This is a genomic window from Catenulispora sp. GAS73 (assembly GCF_041262085.1).
Classification (GTDB): domain Bacteria; phylum Actinomycetota; class Actinomycetes; order Streptomycetales; family Catenulisporaceae; genus Catenulispora.
In genome coordinates this window covers 155,602-172,655 of record NZ_JBGCCM010000005.1, presented here as the reverse complement: position 1 = coordinate 172,655, position 17,054 = coordinate 155,602, and the positions used below count along the sequence as shown (strand labels likewise).

General features: G+C 69.9%; 13 protein-coding genes. 9 read left to right on the top strand and 4 right to left on the bottom strand.

Annotated elements, in window-relative coordinates; all coding sequences use genetic code 11:
- The first annotated feature begins 242 nt into the window (after positions 1-242).
- On the top strand, positions 243-584 hold the full coding sequence (locus ABH935_RS09390; RefSeq protein ID WP_370377418.1) for a metallopeptidase family protein: 342 nt from the start codon (positions 243-245) through the stop codon (positions 582-584).
- Between the two features lie 45 nt (positions 585-629).
- Here ABH935_RS09390 and ABH935_RS09385 read toward each other — a convergent pair whose 3' ends face one another.
- Together ABH935_RS09385 and ABH935_RS09380 are read right to left on the bottom strand one after the other, a co-directional pair.
- The gene (locus ABH935_RS09385) at positions 630-1,625 is read right to left on the bottom strand and encodes a hypothetical protein (RefSeq protein WP_370377417.1); all 996 of its coding nucleotides are present in this window, start codon (positions 1,623-1,625) and stop codon (positions 630-632) included.
- Positions 1,626-1,790: 165 nt separating this feature from the next.
- A complete protein-coding gene (locus tag ABH935_RS09380) occupies positions 1,791-2,930 on the bottom strand; it encodes a serine hydrolase domain-containing protein (protein ID WP_370377416.1) in 1,140 nt (379 codons plus the stop codon).
- Positions 2,931-3,101: 171 nt separating this feature from the next.
- Here ABH935_RS09380 and ABH935_RS09375 point away from each other — a divergent pair, with 171 nt between their 5' ends.
- From ABH935_RS09375 to ABH935_RS09340, 8 genes are all read left to right on the top strand, one after another.
- Positions 3,102-3,896 carry a TIGR03084 family metal-binding protein gene (locus tag ABH935_RS09375; protein WP_370377616.1) on the top strand — a complete coding sequence of 265 codons (795 nt, stop codon included), beginning with the start codon at positions 3,102-3,104 and terminating at the stop codon, positions 3,894-3,896.
- On the top strand, positions 3,893-5,641 hold the full coding sequence (locus ABH935_RS09370) for an acyclic terpene utilization AtuA family protein (protein WP_370377415.1): 1,749 nt from the start codon (positions 3,893-3,895) through the stop codon (positions 5,639-5,641). Before ABH935_RS09375 ends, ABH935_RS09370 begins: the two co-directional genes overlap by 4 nt.
- Positions 5,638-6,837: an acyl-CoA dehydrogenase family protein gene (locus ABH935_RS09365; RefSeq protein WP_370377414.1), complete on the top strand. Its 1,200-nt coding sequence runs from the start codon at positions 5,638-5,640 to the stop codon at positions 6,835-6,837. The genes ABH935_RS09370 and ABH935_RS09365 overlap by 4 nt, the downstream gene beginning before the upstream one ends.
- A 59-nt stretch (positions 6,838-6,896) precedes the next feature.
- A complete protein-coding gene (locus tag ABH935_RS09360) occupies positions 6,897-8,432 on the top strand; it encodes an acyl-CoA carboxylase subunit beta (RefSeq protein ID WP_370377615.1) in 1,536 nt (511 codons plus the stop codon).
- Between the two features lie 21 nt (positions 8,433-8,453).
- Complete coding sequence (locus tag ABH935_RS09355; protein ID WP_370377413.1) at positions 8,454-10,508, top strand: biotin carboxylase N-terminal domain-containing protein; 2,055 nt, start codon at positions 8,454-8,456, stop codon at positions 10,506-10,508.
- Positions 10,505-11,281: an enoyl-CoA hydratase family protein gene (locus ABH935_RS09350; RefSeq protein ID WP_370377412.1), complete on the top strand. Its 777-nt coding sequence runs from the start codon at positions 10,505-10,507 to the stop codon at positions 11,279-11,281. The genes ABH935_RS09355 and ABH935_RS09350 overlap by 4 nt, the downstream gene beginning before the upstream one ends.
- 40 nt (positions 11,282-11,321) lie before the next feature.
- Entirely contained in the window at positions 11,322-11,921 is a 600-nt protein-coding gene (locus tag ABH935_RS09345) for a TetR/AcrR family transcriptional regulator (protein ID WP_370377411.1), read from the top strand.
- 110 nt (positions 11,922-12,031) lie between these two features.
- Positions 12,032-13,399, top strand: coding sequence for a DUF4190 domain-containing protein (locus ABH935_RS09340; protein WP_370377410.1), 1,368 nt, complete (start codon positions 12,032-12,034; stop codon positions 13,397-13,399).
- Between the two features lie 257 nt (positions 13,400-13,656).
- Here ABH935_RS09340 and ABH935_RS09335 read toward each other — a convergent pair whose 3' ends face one another.
- A complete protein-coding gene (locus tag ABH935_RS09335) occupies positions 13,657-14,712 on the bottom strand; it encodes a LacI family DNA-binding transcriptional regulator (RefSeq protein WP_370377409.1) in 1,056 nt (351 codons plus the stop codon).
- Positions 14,713-14,837: 125 nt separating this feature from the next.
- On the bottom strand, positions 14,838-17,000 hold the full coding sequence (locus tag ABH935_RS09330) for an NEW3 domain-containing protein (protein ID WP_370377408.1): 2,163 nt from the start codon (positions 16,998-17,000) through the stop codon (positions 14,838-14,840).
- Positions 17,001-17,054: the final 54 nt, after the last annotated feature.

Below are 17,054 nucleotides of genomic sequence, written 5' to 3'. Positions count from 1 at the left end.
CGCTATGACAATGCGATGGCTCTGGGAACGCCGGTTATCAGCGGCTTATTCGCGCATTGCGATGCCGCCGACGTGTGGTACGCGACTGATTTATGGACATCCGCACCACCTTCCCCAATACGAAACGACTCCGTACCACAATAGTAGTTGAAGCCCGTATTTACGAACTCTGAGATTAACGCCATGTTTGCACCCGGGCGCAGCGGGCAACGCAGACCGCCCTCGCGTGCCACAATTGAACCGTGATCAGCATCGAGCCCGAACAGTTCGAGCAACTGGTCGGCGAAGCGCTGGACTCCATCCCGGAGGCGCTGGCGCGCCAGATCCGGAACGTGGCGGTGGTCGTCGAGGCCGAGGCGCCGTACGCCGGGCTGCTGGGGCTGTACGAGGGCATCCCGCTGACCGGCCGCGGGGAGTGGTACTCCGGCGTGCTGCCGGACCGGATCACCATCTACCGCAATGAGATCCTGAAGATCTGCCACAGCTACGAGGACGTGGTGCGCGAGGTGCGCACGACGGTCGTCCACGAGGTGGGGCACCACTTCGGGATCGACGACGAGCGGTTGCACGAGCTCGGGTGGTGAGGCGGCGGCTCGGGTGTCGCCGACGCTCCGAGGATCTGTGCTGCCCTACTCGGTGACCAGGTCCGGCTGTTCGTTCGCCAGTAGCTCTTGCCCGGTGAGCCGGATCTGGGTGTTCGAGGGTCCCTTGCTGATGACCGTATAGCTCTGCGTGGCGGTCTGGTGGTTCGCGGTCGCGTACGCGGCGGTGAAGGTCCAGTCGCACGTGTAGAACGTGCTGAAGGTGTTGGGCCCGGTCTGCGTGACGACATGGGTCGTGAACCGGTCGTTGATCGCGACGCTGACCAGCTCCCGCTTCTGGTCGTCCTCTACTGGCAGGTCCCACTTCGGTGCGTCGTTGACCGTCAGGACCGTCGGCGAGTCCGGGGCGAGCTGCACGGACACATCCTTGAGCCACGGCCGCTGCTCGCTGTCCAAGGCGTGCTGGAACGATCTGCGAACCGTGGTCCCGTCGTTGAACTTCGCGGTCCGGTCGCTGGTGACGAATTGCAGGACGCCTACCCTGGGCTGACCTTTTTGGCCCGCCGGCGCCCGGAACCCGGCCACGACCTCCAACAGTCCCGCGCCGATGGTGATCTCTTCCTTGTTGCTGTAACGGACGCTGCGCCTGAACCCGGTCCCGGTCTGCTTCGTGGTGACCGCTGGGCTGATGAGGATGAGGGGCAGGGTCCTGGCGATGGCCCCGCTTTCCGCAGCCAGGAAGGGGAGTACGCCAGTGCTCAAGCAGTGCTTGTAGAACTCTGTGACCTCCAGGCCGGTGTCGGCGCTCAAGCCGCGGGCGTAATCGGTGAGCGCCGTCTCCCACGGGGTGCCGAGCCCCCGGAGCGTCGCGGTCCGCTGGAGCCACGTACGGATCTCCGGCAGGTCCATCACGGCGGAATATTCGGGCGCGGTGAGACCGTCCAGCAGCGTCTCGACCAACGCGTCGTGCTCCGCCAGCCCGGAGGCGTCAACGAGAGCCTGTACCCGCTGGATCACGACCTCGGTGGGCTTGTCCTCCGCGTCCGCGTACCGACGCTTCACGTATTCGTTCACCGAGAACATGGGCCCCTCCGCCTTGTCGCGAAAACCGCCCTGCGCGGTCCCCACTGGTAAGTTAGAGCCCTGATTCAGTTCGCGTCGACACGTTTGCCGAACCCCGGAGCCCTGTGATTACCCTGATGTGACGCGGCATGGGTTCAGTGATACGGAGCAGGCGCAGGACGAGCCCTAGCCGCGAGCCGCGTACGTCCAGAAGTCCTGCTGCAGCCCCAACGCGGTCGGGGACCCCATCGCCACCTGCGACAGCAGGATCGCGACGGTGTCGGCGGCCGGGACGACGTGGGCGCTCGTGCCGGAGCCGCCGGTCCAGCCGTAGCGGCCCGGGATGTTCCAGGGGTCGAGTTCGGCGATGTCCACCGAGCCGCCGATGCCCCAGCCCTGGCCGTCCAGGAACAGGCGCGAGGCCGCGCGCTGGTCCGCGGTGAGGTGGTCGGTGACCATCTCCCGGACTGACTGCGGCGACAGCAAGCTGTTCGTCGTCGTCGGCAGCAGCGTGCGGGCGAAGGCGTGATAGTCGTCGAGGGTGGAGACGAGGCCGCCCGCACCGGACGGGAATGCCGGCAGGCTGCTCCAGTCCCCGGTCGGCGGATCGGCCAGCACCAGTCCGCTGTCGCCAGATTCGTAGAACCAGGTGAATCGGTCGACCTTCGCGGCGGGCACCGCGAAGGCGGTGTCCTTCATGCCCAGCGGGTCGAAGATACGCTCGGCCATCAGCTCCGGCAGCGGGGTGTCGGCGGCGCGGGCCAGCAGCACGCCGAGGATTTCGCTGCACGTGTTGTACAGCCAGCGCTCGCCGGGCTGGTAGACCAGCGGGACTCCGGCGAGGCTGCTGAGCCACTCGTCCGGCACGGGCGGTTCCTGCACGTGCAGACCGCGCTGGTAGCCCCGGTCGAACAACGCGCCGACCGCCGGCCAGCTGAACTCGTCGGGGAAGCCCCAGCCGGCGCGCGAGGTGAGCAGGTCGGCCACGGTGATCGGGCGCGCGGCCGGGACCACGTCGTCCAGCGGGGCGTCGGGGGTGCGCACGACCATCGGGTGCGCCAGCTCCGGCAGCCATTGCGCGATCGGGTCGTCATGCCCGATGCGGCCCTCTTCGATCAGCAACATCGCCAGCGCCGCGGTGATCGGCTTGGTGAGGGAGGCGATGCGGAAGAGCGTGTCGCGGGCCATCGGCGTGGAGCCGCCGAGTTCGGTCGTCCCGGCGGTCGCGAACTCGACGTCCTCGCCGCGCGCCACGAGCGCCACGACGCCGGGCGCCTTGCCGTCGTCCACTGCGGACTGGAGAAGGTCTTGCAGGTCGGTCGCCACGCCTGCCACCGTACGCGCGGCCACGGACAGTCGCCCGGGGAAGAAATCAAGCGTGCATGATTGATTTTTTGTTGCCGAGCTGAAAGGCTCGCGATGGCCCCGAAGCGAACACCGGCCCCGAACACCGGCCCCGAACCGAACACCGATCCGAACACCGACCCGGGAGGCGCGATGGCAGTGCTCGACGACCTGCTCGAAGACCTGGCCGCGGAGAGCGGCGTACTGGACGCCCTGGTCAGCCCCCTCGACGCCGCGGCCTGGCGCACCGAGACGCCGGCCCCCGGCTGGACGATCGCGCACCAGATCGCGCACCTCGCCTGGACCGACCGCGTCGCCGCGCTCGCCGCCCGCGACCCGGACGCGTTCAACGCGATGCTGACCCGCGCTCTACAAGAGGGCGGCGCCGGCTTCGTCGATCAGCAGGCTGAGCACGGCGCGCGGCTGGAACCGGCCGAGCTGCTGGCGGCCTGGCGCGCCGACCGTCACGACCTGGCCACGGCGCTCCCCGAAGTCCCGCCCGGCGGCAAGCTGCCCTGGTTCGGCCCGCCGATGGGCGCCGCGACCATGGCCACCGCCCGGCTCATGGAGACCTGGGCCCACGGCCAGGACATCGCCGACGCCCTCGGCGTGCGGCGCGAGCCGACCGCGCGGCTGCGCAACGTCGCGCACCTCGGCGTCCGCACCCGCGACTTCGCCTTCGTCCAGCGCGGCCTGCCGGTGCCGGACGCCGAGTTCCGCATCGAGCTCACCGCACCCGACGGCGGCTCGTGGAGCTGGGGTCCGGAGACGGCGACCGAGCGTGTGACCGGCCCGGCGCTCGACTTCTGCCTGCTGGTGGCGCAACGGCGCCACCGGGACGACCTGGCCGTGCAGGCCGTCGGGAACCAGGCGGATCAGTGGCTTGACATCGCGCAGGTGTTCGCCGGACCGAGCGGGCCCGGCCGGAGCAAGGGACAGTTCGCATGACCGACGCCAACGGGTTGCCGTACAAGCTGTCACAGGACCCGGACATCCTCCGCATCGGCAACGCCTCCGGCTTCTACGGCGACCGTTTCAGCGCCGTCCGCGAGATACTCGAAGGCGGTGAGCTGGACGTCCTGACCGGCGACTACCTCGCCGAGCTGACCATGCTCATCCTCGGCCGCGATCGGATGAAGAACCCGGACGCCGGCTACGCCAAGACCTTCCTGCGCCAGATGGAGGACGCCCTGGGTCTCGCGCTGGAGCGCGGCGTGAAGATCGTGGCGAACGCCGGCGGGCTGAACCCGGCGGGACTGGCCGACAGGCTGCGGGAAGTGGCCGCGAAACTCGGCCTGGACGCCGCGATCGCGCACGTCGAGGGCGACGACCTCCTGCCGCGCGCGTCAGAGCTCGGATTCGCCGGGGCGCTGACCGCGAACGCCTACCTCGGCGGCTTCGGCATCGCCGCGTGCCTGCGTGCCGGCGCCGACATCGTGGTCACCGGCCGCGTCACCGACGCCTCGCTGGTCGTCGGCCCGGCCGTCGCGCACTTCGGCTGGCAGCCCGCCGACCACGACCGGCTGGCCGGCGCCGTCGCGGCCGGGCACGTCATCGAGTGCGGCGCGCAGGCCACCGGCGGCAACTACGCCTTCTTCACCGAGATCGCCGACCTGCGTCGTCCCGGCTTCCCGATCGCCGAGCTGCACGCCGACGGCTCCAGCGTCATCACCAAGCACCCCGGGACCGGTGGCGCCGTCAGCGTCGGGACGGTCACCGCGCAGCTGCTGTACGAGATCACCGGCCACCGGTATGCGAACCCTGACGTCACCACGCGCCTGGACAGCGTGACGCTGACGCAGGACGGCCCGGACCGGGTCGGCATCGGCGGCGTCGTCGGCGAAGCGCCGCCTCCGCAGCTCAAGGTGGCCCTGAACAAGCTCGGCGGCTTCCGCAACGAGGTCGAGTTCGTGCTTACCGGCTTGTCGATCGAGTCCAAGGCGGACCTGGCGAAGGAACAACTGCTCGCCGGGCTGACCGACACCCCCGAGTCGATCGAATGGACCCTGGTCCGTACCGACCAGCCCGACGCCGACACCGAGGAGACCGCGAGCGCGCTGCTGCGGTGCGTGGTCCGCGATCAGAACGCTGACACAATCGGCCGCGCTTTCACCGGCGCTGCCGTGGAACTCGCGCTGTCCGGTTATCCGGGCTTCCACGTGACGGCCCCGCCCGGGGCGGCCTCGCCCTACGGCGTCTACACCGCCGCCTATGTTGACGCCGCCGAGGTCACGCACGTCGCGGTGCTGCCCGACGGCGAGCGAGTCGTCGTCGCACACCCGGACCAGACACTGGAGCTCGGTACAGCACCGGATCCCGTTCTGCCACAACGACATCCCGCCGAGGAGACCCACCTGGCCCCGCTCGGTCTGGTCTTCGGCGCGCGCAGCGGCGACAAGGGCGGTGACGCGAACGTCGGCGTCTGGGCCCGCAGCGACGAGGCCTGGCGCTGGCTCGCGCACGAGCTCACCGTCGAGCGTTTCAAGGCTCTGCTTCCCGAGACCGCCGATCTGGCCGTCACCCGCCACGTTTTCCCGAACCTGCGTGCCGTGAACTTCGTCGTCGAGGGCGTCCTCGGCGCCGGCGTCGCCTCCCAGGCCCGGTTCGACCCGCAGGCCAAGGGCCTGGGCGAATGGCTGCGGGGCCGCAACGTCGAGCTTCCGGTGTCGCTGCTGAAAGGAAGTGAGCGGTGAACCGGCTGTCCAGTCCTGCCTGGTCGACGGAGGAACGCAGGGCCCTGAGGGCGACTGTCCGCAGGTTCACCGAACAAGAAGTGCTGCCGAACCTCGACGGCTGGGAGCGTGCCGGTGAGCTGCCGCGCGAGCTGTCCAAGAAGGCCGGAGCGCTGGGCCTGCTCGGCGTCGCACATCCGGTCGAAGTCGGCGGCGGTGGCGGGGACTTGATCGACGCCATCACCGTCAACGAGGAGATGCACTACGCAGGCGGCTCCGGCGGCCTGTTCGCATCCTTGTTCACCTGCGGCATATCCACGCCGCACCTGGTCGCCGCCAACGATCGCGCCGGCTCTTCGCAAAAGTGGCAGATCGAACGCTGGGTCAAGCCGGCGCTGGCAGGGGAGCTGATCGGGGCGCTGGCCGTCACCGAACCCGGGGGCGGCAGCGACGTGGCGCGCATCCAGACCGCGGCCCGGCGCGACGGCGACCACTTCGTCGTGAACGGTGCGAAGACCTTCATCACCTCCGGCGTGCGCGCCGACTACGTGGTCGCCGCCGTGCGCACCGGCGGTCCCGGAGCCGGCGGGATCTCGTTGCTGGTCGTCGAGAAGGGCACGCCGGGCTTCACGGTCAGCCGTCGGCTGGAGAAGCTGGGATGGCTGTGTTCTGATACGGCCGAACTGGCGTTCCAGGACGCCCGAGTCCCGGCCGAGAACCTGGTCGGAGCGGAGAACAGCGGCTTCTTCCAGCTCGCCGAGCACTTCCTGTCCGAACGCGTCGCGCTGGCCGCGCAGGCCTACTCACACGCGCAGCGCTGCCTGGACCTGGCCGTGGAGTGGACGCGGAACCGCGAGACGTTCGGCAAGCCGCTGATCGACCGGCAACTCGTCCAGAACACCCTCACCGAAATGGCCCGGAAGATCGACGTGTCGCGTACCTATACCCATGCCCTGATCGACCGGTCCATTGCTGGGGCGGCTCCCGGGCAGGCACAGCCCGACTTGATCGCAGAGGTCTGCTTCGCGAAGAACACCGCGGTCGAGACCGCCGAATGGGTCGCGACGCAGGCTCTGCAACTGTTCGGAGGCCTGGGCTACATGCGTGAATCAGAGGTCGAACGCCACTACCGCGACGTCCGGATCCTGGGTATCGGCGGCGGCGCGACCGAGGTGATGAACGGCCTGGCGGCCCGCGTGCTGGGCTTCCGCTCGTGACCGCGCTGCGTACGGCGCTGGACGCCGCCTCCACCGAGCACCTGGCGAACACCGAGGCGATGCGCGCCAAGCTCGCCGAGATCGAGACCGAGCATGCCAAAGCCCTGATCGGCGGCGGCGAGAAGTACGTCGCCCGGCACCACGAGCGCGGCAAGCTGCTGGCTCGCGAGCGCATCGAACTGCTGCTCGACCCCGACTCGCCGTTCCTGGAGCTGTGTCCGCTGGCCGGCTGGGGCAGCGAGTTCACGGTCGGCGCGGCGCTGGTCACCGGCATCGGGGTGGTGTCCGGAGTGGAGTGCCTGATCGTCGCCAACGACCCGACCGTGCGCGGCGGCGCGACGAACCCCTGGACGCTGCGCAAGTCGTTCCGGGCGCACGAGGTCGCCGAGCAGAACGGGCTGCCGGTCATCGCGCTGGTCGAGTCCGGGGGCGCGGATCTGCCGACGCAGAAAGAGGTCTTCATCCCCGGCGGCCGCACCTTCCGGGACATCACGCGCGCCTCGGCGGCCGGCATCCCGACGATCGCCATCGTGTTCGGCAACTCCACGGCCGGCGGCGCCTACATCCCCGGCATGTCCGACCACGTGGTGATGATCAAGGACCGGTCCAAGGTCTTCCTCGGCGGCCCGCCGCTGGTGAAGATGGCCACCGGCGAGGAGTCCGACGACGAGTCGCTGGGCGGCGCCGAGATGCACGCGCGGACCTCGGGCCTGGCCGACTACCTCGCGGCCGACGAGCACGACGCGATCCGGATCGGGCGGCGGATCGTCAGCAGGCTGAATTGGCGCAAGCAGGGTCCTGAGCCCCGTTCGACGGTGCTCCCGCCGCTGTTCGCGGAGGAGGAACTGCTCGGGATCGTGCCGCCGGACCTGAAGACGCCGTTCGATCCGCGCGAGGTGATCGCCCGAGTCGTCGACGCCTCGGACTTCGACGAGTTCAAGCCGCTGTACGGCTCCTCGCTGGCCACCGGTTGGGCGGAGATCCACGGCTACCCGGTGGGCATCCTGGCCAACACGCGTGGCGTGCTGTTCAGCGAGGAAGCACAGAAGGCCACGCAGTTCATCCAGCTGGCGAACCGGTACGACACCCCGCTGCTGTTCCTGCACAACACCACCGGCTACATGGTCGGCAAGGAGTACGAGCAGAAGGGGATCATCAAGCACGGCGCGCAGATGATCAACGCGGTGTCGAACTCGACGGTGCCGCACATCTCGATCCTGATGGGCGCCTCCTACGGCGCCGGGCACTACGGGATGTGCGGCCGGGCCTACGATCCGCGCTTCCTGTTCGCCTGGCCGAGCGCCAAGTCCGCGGTGATGGGCCCGGCGCAGCTCGCGGGCGTCATCTCGCTGGTGTCGCGGGGTTCGGCGGCGGCGAAGGGCCAGCCGTTCGACGAGGCCGCCGACGCGCAGATGCGGGAGCTGGTCGAGGCGCAGATCGAGGCCGAGTCGTTGCCGTTGTTCCTGTCCGGGCGGGTGTACGACGACGGGGTCATCGATCCGCGCGACACCCGGACGATCATCGGTTTCTGTCTGTCCGCGATCGCCAACGCGCCGGTTCAGGGCACTGAGAAGTTCGGCGTGTTCCGTCTTTAGAAGGGCTGGGAGGACTCTGTTATGGCTGACTTCACAACAGCCGACTTCGACAAGACGGCCGATTTCGCGACGGGACCGCTGAACACCGTCCTGGTCGCGAACCGCGGCGAGATCGCGCGGCGGGTGTTCGCGACGTGCCGGCGTCTCGGGTATGGCACTGTCGCGGTGTTCTCCGACGCCGACTCGGATGCTGTGCACGCGCGGGAGGCCGACGTCGCGGTCCGGCTGCCCGGCACCACGTCCGCCGAGACGTATCTGCGTTCTGATCTGCTGATCGCGGCGGCGCTGGCGGCCGGGGCCGACGCCGTCCATCCCGGATACGGGTTCCTGTCCGAGAAGGAGGACTTCGCGCAGGCCGTGGTCGATGCGGGGCTGCGCTGGCTCGGGCCGCCGCCCTCGGCGATCGCCGCGATGGGGTCGAAGGTCGCGGCGAAGAAGATGATGGCCGCCGCGGGGGTTCCGGTGCTGCGGGAGCTGAGTGCGGACGAGGTCGGCGAGGCCGATCTGCCGGTGCTGATCAAGGCCTCGGCCGGTGGCGGCGGCCGGGGGATGCGCGTGGTGCGCAGCCTCGCGGAGTTGCCGGGGCAGTGGGACGCGGCGCAGGCGGAGGCGGCCTCGGCGTTCGGGGACGGGACGGTGTTCTGCGAGCAGTACATCGAGACCGGGCGGCACATCGAGGTGCAGGTTCTGGCTGACGCGCACGGCACGGTGTGGGCCGTGGGGGAGCGGGAGTGCTCGATTCAGCGGCGGCATCAGAAGGTGGTGGAGGAGGCGCCGTCGCCGTTCGTGCAGGCGCATCCGGAGTTGCGGGAGAAGCTGTTCGCGGCGGCTCGGGACGCGGCTGCGGTGATCGGGTACGTCGGCGCGGGGACGGTGGAGTTCCTGGTGGCGCCGGACGGGTCGTTCGCGTTTCTGGAGATGAATACGCGGCTGCAGGTCGAGCATCCGGTGACGGAGCTGACGACGGGTCTCGACCTGGTCGCTTGGCAACTGCGGATCGCTGCGGGGGAGGCGTTGCCCGCGTCGGGGGAGCCGGGGACGTGCGCGTCGGCGATCGAGGTGCGGCTGTATGCCGAGGATCCGGCGAAGGATTGGCAGCCGGCTTCGGGGACGCTGCACCGGTTCGCGGTGCCGGGGGTCTCGTGCGAGTTCGAGGTCGTGGAAACCGCCACGCGCACGGAACCGTTGCTGCGTTTGGATTCCGGGGTCGAGTCGGGGTCGGTGGTGGGGGTGTACTACGACCCGATGCTGGCGAAGGTGATTGCTTGGGCGCCTCGGCGTGCTGAAGCGGCTCGGGTGTTGGCTTCGGCGCTTGCGGGGTCGGAGATCCATGGTGTCGTGACCAACCGGGATCTGTTGGTCAATGTGCTGCGACACCCGGCTTTCCTGGCCGGCGACACGGATACGGCGTTCTTCTCAACCCATGGGTTGGACGTGCTGGCTGCGCCTTTGGCGTCGCCGGAGACGGAGCGGATTTCGGCGCTTGCCGGGGCGTTGGCCGTGGCGGCGACGCATCGGGCCGAGGCGTCGGTGCTCGGCGGGTTGCCGAGCGGGTGGCGGAACGTGCCGTCGCAGGCTCAGCGGCGGGTGCTTGCCGCGGGGGCTTCGGAGTACGAGGTGCGGTATCGCTTCGGACGCGACGGGCTTGTCGCTTCGGGGTTCGACGGTGTCGGGTTGGTGTCGGCCACACCTGCTGAGGTGGTCCTGGATATCAAGGGTTTGCGACGTGCTTTTCGCGTCGGCCGACACGCCGACGCGGTGGTCGTCGACTCGCCGCTGGGGTCGGTTGCCTTCACTGTGGTCCCGACGTTCACCGATCCGGCCGACGCGGTCGCCGCCGGTTCGCTGCTGGCGCCGATGCCCGGGTCGGTGGTGCGGCTCGGCGTGGCGGGCGTCGGTGATGTGGTCGAGGCGGGGCAGCCGATCCTGTGGCTGGAGGCGATGAAGATGGAGCATCAGGTGTCCGCGCCGGTCGCGGGGGTGTTGAGTGCGCTGCCGGTTTCGATCGGCAGTCAGGTGGAGGTCGGGACTGTGTTGGCAGTCGTGGCGGTTGTTGAGGAGGGCGAGTCAGCGTGACTGAGACTTTGGTGCGGTACATGGCCGAGGGCGGAGTGGCGACGTTGACGCTCGATTCGCCGGCCAACCGCAACGCGCTGTCGTCCACGCTCGTGGCGCAGTTGCACGCCGGTTTGCGGGAGGCGGCGGTTGATCCGCGCGTGCGGGTGGTCGTGCTGGGACACACCGGCAATACCTTCTGCGCCGGAGCGGACCTGTCGGAGGCGACGTCGGAGCCGGTGGATCCCGAGGGCCCGGTAGCGGGACGCGCACGGGCTCTCGCCGGGCTGCTGCGTGCGCTGGTGGAGTTGCCGAAGCCGGTGATCGCGGCCGTGGACGGTCACGTGCGGGCCGGCGGGATGGGTCTGGTCGCGGCGTGCGACCTGGCGGTGGCCGGTCCCGCGTCGAGCTTCGCGCTGACCGAGGCCCGGCTCGGCGTGGCACCGTCGATCATCTCGCTGACCGTGCTGCCGAGGCTCACCTCGCGGGCCGCCTCACGCTACTTCCTGACCGGCGAGAAGTTCGACGCCCCGCGCGCCGAGGCGCTGGGCCTGATCACGCTCGCCGCCGACGACGTGCCGACGGCGGTCGCGGAACTGGTCGCGGCCCTGCGCCAGGGCTCGCCGCAGGGGCTGGCCGAGTCGAAGAAGCTGCTCACGGCCCCGGTCCTCGCCGCATTCGACGCCGACGCGGACGCGCTGGCCACAGCGTCGGCGCGGCTGTTCGCCTCGGAGGAGGCGCGGGAGGGGATGACCGCGTTCTTGCAGCGGCGGGCTCCGAGCTGGGCAGAATAAGCGTTCCACCATCCACTGACCGAACAGGCGACCACCACCGATGCGCGAACCTCAGCAGGACCGAAGCCGGGCCACCCGCCGCCGCTTGCTGGAGGCGTGCGTGGAGTGCCTGGCGGACACGGGGTGGAGTGCCACGACTGTGGCGGTGGTGGCTGAGCACGCGGGTGTTTCCCGGGGCGCGGCGCAGCATCACTTTCCGACTCGCGAGGATCTGATCACCGCCGCCTTGGAGCACATGTTCGATGAGCGCATCGAGTCGGCGCGTGCCGAGCTCAGTGCGCCCGGCAGCGTCGTCACGACCGAGGCGGTGGTCTCGCGGCTGGTCGAGCACTTCACCGGCACGTTGTTCAAGGCCGCGTTGCAGGTGTGGACGGCGGCCGCCGCCGACGAGGCGCTGCGCCGGCGGGTGGTGCCGCTGGAGCAGAAGTTCGGGCGCGTCGCGTACCGCATGGCGATCGAAGCACTCGGGGTCGCCGATGAGGACGAGACCGTCCATCGTCTGGTGCAGGCCACGCTCGACCTGGCGCGCGGCCTCGGGCTCGCCGACGTGCTGACCGACGACTCCGCGCGGCGGGCCGAGGTGGTGCGGGCCTGGTCGGCGCACCTGGACGCGGTGCTGCGCGAGCGCGCGGCGGCGTGAGGGGCGGGGTGGCGGGCGGGGTGCGACGGGCCCGGTAATTGTATGCCTGACCTGCGGTGTATGCTCCGTGAGCCGACCCGCGAGTGGTCGGTCAGGGAGAGGAACCGGGGATGGACACCGAGATAGGACCCGACGCGGGCGACTCGTCACGCTCCGCCGAGCCCGCCGCTGACAGCACGCAGTTCGCAGCGGTCGAACCGATTCCGCCGACGGTGTCCGGGGCGGTGGGCTCGCCGACGCCGACGAACTCTCTGCAGCCGATGTCCCCGCCGCCCGCCCCGGCACCGGCACCAATGGGCCCGCCGCCCGGGCTGCCGCCCTACCCGGCGCAAGCGTGGCCCGCGCCGCCCTCCGGGCAGCAGCCGCCGAACCTCTACGGCTACCCGCCCTACGGCAGCCCCTACGGCTACTCGCCCTACGGCCGGCCGCAGCCCCCGACCGGCACCAACGGCCTGGCGATCGCCGCCCTCGTGCTCGGCATCTGCGGGTTCTTCATCGTCACGCCGATCATCGGCCTGGTCTTCGGCATCGTCTCGCTCGCGGCGGTCCGCCGCACCGGCCAGAAGGGCAAGGGCCTGGCGGTCAGCGGGATCGTCCTGTCCAGCGCGTGGATCGCCGTCCTCGGCACGCTCATCACGATCGCCGCTATCAACGCGCCGCACCCCGCGCAGCGCGGCGCCGACGGCACCGTCGTCAGCCCGGGCAAGGTCCCGGTGTTCGATCTGCACCCGAAGGACTGCTTCACCCTGCCGCCGGGCGCGGTCGGCTCCAACGGCAACACCCGGACTCTCAACGTCGTCCCCTGCACCACGGCGCACGACAGCGAGGCCTTCGGCTCGTTCTCCGCCGCCGAGGGCACCTTCCCCGGTGTGGACAGCCTGCGCGACGAGAGCATGGCGCAGTGCGGGCGACAGCTCAGCTCGTTCGTCCCGGACCCGGTCTCGCTGCCGGCCGGCACCCAGCTCCAGTTCATCTACCCGAACCAGCAGGCCTGGGACGTCGGCGAGCGCCGCGTGACGTGCTTCCTGCAGTTCCGCACGGCCACGATGACGCACTCGGTGTACCGCGACCCGTCGACCTACAACGCCGACCAGCTCCGCTTCCTCAACGCCGTCGGCCCCCTGTCGATGGCCGTCGGCCAACTGGTCGCGACGCCGGATTCGGCGGACATCTCGGTCTTCCAGCAGCGCGCGAACGACATCGTGTCCGCCACGCAGACCGAGGTGTCCGCACTGACGTCGGCGCCGTGGCCGGACTCCGTGCAGCCGGCGATGGACGCCCTCGCAGCCAACCACACCAAGGCAGCCGCGGTCTGGCAGCAGGTCGCGGACGCCACGGACGTCACCTCGTTCATCGACCAGGCGCGGAGGGCCGAAACAGCCTTCGACTCGCGAGACATGATCGCGGCCCGGACGGCCCTCGGCCTGACGACGCCCGCGCAGGGCGCGAGCGGTGGAACCGGCCAGGCGTCAGCCTGATCGGAGCCTGGAGACGGGGGCCCGGAGCCCGGAGCTCGGAGCTCGGAGACAGGAGCGTGGCGCTCGGAGCTCGGAGACAGGAGCCCGGTGCTCGGTGCCCGGTCTTGGAGCTTGGTGCTTGGTGCTTGGCTCGGTGCTCGGTTCTCGGTGCATGGTGCTCGGCGCTCGGAGTCTGGTGATCGCGGCTCGGGACTTGGAGCCTGGTGATCGGTGATCGGTGATCGGTGATCGGAGCCCGGTGTCCGGCCGAAGCCGCCCTACCGCGACCCCGTCGTCCCCTCCGCCCCCGCTTCCGCCCCGCAAGACGCCCGCACCACCAACCGCGTAGCCACCTGCAAAGGCGCGCTGGCCGACCCGTCATCCGCGTCCAACGCGTCCACCAGCGCCTCGACCGCTCCCGCGCCGAGCGCCACGCGGTCCTGGGCGACCGTCGTCAGTGGCGGCCGTACCAGTGCGGCGGCCTCGATGTCGTCGAAGCCGACCACCGCCATGTCGTGCGGCACCCGCAGCCCGGCGTCGGCCAGCGCGTGCAGCGCCCCGATCGCCATCTCGTCGCCGGCGGCGAAGATCGCGGTCGGCGGCTCGGGCAGCTCGATCAGCCGGCGCGCCGCCTCGTAGCCGCTGGCGAGGAAGAAGTCTCCGTCGACGATGTGCCGGGGGTCCGGCGTGAGGTTCAGGCGCGCCATCTCCGCCTGGTACCCCGCCAGCCGCTCGGTGGCCGGCATCAGGCTCAGCGGCCCGGTGATCGTGGCGATCGCGGTGTGCCCGAGGCCGTGCAGGTGCCGGACCGCGGTGGCCGCGCCAGCCCGGTTGTCCGAGGTGACGTACGTCGTCCGGTTCCGGTGCAGGGGCAGGTCGATCCCGACGCACGGCGTCCCGGCGTCCACCAGCGCGGTGATCGCCGGGTGCGTGGCGTCGACGCCCATCATGATCACGCCCGCGAGGCTGTGCTGCTGCGCCGCGCGCAGGTACAGCGTCACGTCGCCGGGGCTGGCCGCACCGGCCGTGGACAGCACCATCAGGTGGTACCCGGACTCGGCGAGCGTCTGCTTGATCCCGACGAACAGGTCCAGCAGGAACGGATGCCGACGGTCCTGGTTGGTGTACCCGGTGTCCCAGATCAGCCCGATCATGTCTGAGCGCCGCCGCACCAGGGTGCGGGCCGGCTGGTTCGGCGAGTAGCCCAGCCGCTCGGCCATCTCCAGGATCCGCCGCCGGGTCTCCGGGCTCACCTCGGCGCGGTCGTTCAGGGCGCGCGAGACCGTGGCGGGGGAGACGCCGCTGAGGCGTGCCAGCTCGCGGATGTCCACCATGGAGTGTGACCCTAGCGGAAGACAGCTAGCTGCGATAGATCGTTAGGCGCGTGGGCGGAAACGTATCCGGGCAGAACAGCTGCCGCGCGCCGCCGGGCAACGAGAACCCGGCGGCGCGCCCGATCCTAGGGCTGAACCGCCATCGCGAAGATGTGGATCGCCGGATCGTTCGGCACTGTCACCGTCTTCACGGTCTTCGACGCGTCGATCGCGATCGAGTTGTAGAACACGTCGTAGTCGATCCCGAAGTTCGCCGGCCCGCTCGGCGTGTTCCGATGCGTCGTGACGATCGCCGGCGTCGCCCCGTACGCGGTCGGCGACGAGCAGCACCAGTTCGGGAAGCCGAGGCTCCCGCTGCTGGAGGAGCCGTCCGTGTACGTCACGGTGACCGTGTCCGTGGTGAACCCGGCCTCCGCGCCGAGGAAGCCCAGCTTCGCCCCCTGCCCGGCGACGTTCACCATCACGCCGCTGCCGGCCACGTTGTCGTTCGTCCCGGTCGCCGACGACGGCCACGTGAACGTCGTGCCACCGGCCTTGATCGAGGCCCCCGGCGTGGCACCGGCCGCGGCGAGTGCCTGCGCCGAATAACTGTCGTTGTCCCCGTCGAAGTTCCCGGGGCCCGGGTTGGTCTCGTCACTGATGGCGATGTTGTTGAACGCACTGGCCAGCGTCGGGAACGGCGTGTTCGTGACGTTCGACAAGTCGGCGCCGTCCACCGAAGGCGTCCCGCGATCGCGGTAGGCGACTGTTGCGCTCAGCGTCGTCGTCACCTTCCCCGGCGGCGGAGTGCTCGCGGTGACCATGAACGTGGCCGTCGCCGACGTCCCCGGCTTGACGTTCTTCAACCGCACCGACGACGGCGTCGCGGTCCACCCGGCGGGCAGCTTCAGCGTGACAGAGGGCTGCTGTGCGTCGAAGTACCCGTAGTCACCGAACGACACGGTCACCGGCGTCGGCACCCCGGCGGCCAGCGGAGCACCGCTGATCGTAGCCGCGGTGTGGATCGGCAGGTGCTTGTCGCCGTGGGAGTGGACCCGGTAGATGACCGTCGCATGCGGCGCCAGCGATGCGGATATCGTGCCGTCGCTCGCGCTCTTGGCCTTGCTCACCAGATCGGTCAGCTGGAACGGTGCGCCGCCGGCTTGGAGTCCGATGGTCGCGGCGTTCGTCGTCACGGTCTGCGCGGTGTCGCCCTTGTTGAACAACACCACCGAGACGTCGCCGTTCGCCAGCGGCTTGGCCAGCACGTCATATCCGTTGCCGGACTGCACGATCGTCCCCTGCGCGCCGAGCTTGTCCTGGTCCACGGCCACCACGTCGGGGTTCGCCACGATCCCGACTTCGGTCGGCGTCAGCTTCGACAGGTCCGTGGACAACAGGATCGGCGAGGCCATCTCGGCCCACAGCGTCATCTGGGTCTGCTCCTCGGTCGGGCTCAGCCCGCCGTTGCCGACCTCCAGCATGTCCGCGTCGTTCCAGTGCCCGGGACCGGCCCACTGCGCCAGGCCCGGCGTGTTGTCCTCGCTATAGTTCTCCAGCACGCTCGGCCACGCGTCGTAGATGTCCGAGCCGAAACGCCACAGGTTGCCGTGCTGGTATAGCCAGGTCAGCTCGTTGGTGAAGTCCGCGCCGGAGCAGCACACGTAGGCCGGTGCCGATTCGGAGAACATCATCGGCCGGGGTTCGTTCAGCAGCGCCTGGCTCGCCTCGGTGTAGACGATCTGCGCGACCTGGCTGGCGGTCTTGCCGGGGAACTGGTCCATCGGCTGGTAGCAGTAGTCGAGCTTGAGGTAGTCCACGCCCCAGGAGGCGTAGAGGTCGGCGTCCTGCTGGAAGTGGCCGTAGCTGCCGGCCGCACCCTGGCAGGTCTGGTAGCCGGCGTCCTCGTAGATGCCGAACTTCAGGCCCTTGCTGTGGATGTAGTCGCCGAGCCACTTCAGGCCGTGCGGGAAGCGGGTCGCGTCGACCTGGAGGTTGCCGTTGGCGTCCCGGGTCTTCTGCATCCAGCAGTCGTCGATGTTGACGTAGTCGTAGCCGAGCTTGTTCAGGCCCAGCTTGACGATCTGGTCGGCGGTCTTGGTGAACAGCGTCTCGTTCATGGCGCTGTTGCACTCGAAGCCGGCCCAGTCGTTGAAGCCCATCGGCGGGGTCAGCGCCAGGCCGTTGTAGGAGGGGTGGGTGTTGATCGGCGGCGGGGTGGTGGCTGCGGCCGGGGTCAGCCCGCCGACCACCAGCACGGCCGCCGTGACGAAGCCGAGCAGCCGTCGGTGAGGGACAGTGCAGGACATTTCACCTCCGAGGGAGAGGACTGATCTCGCCGAGTCACCGTAAGAAGCGCGAGC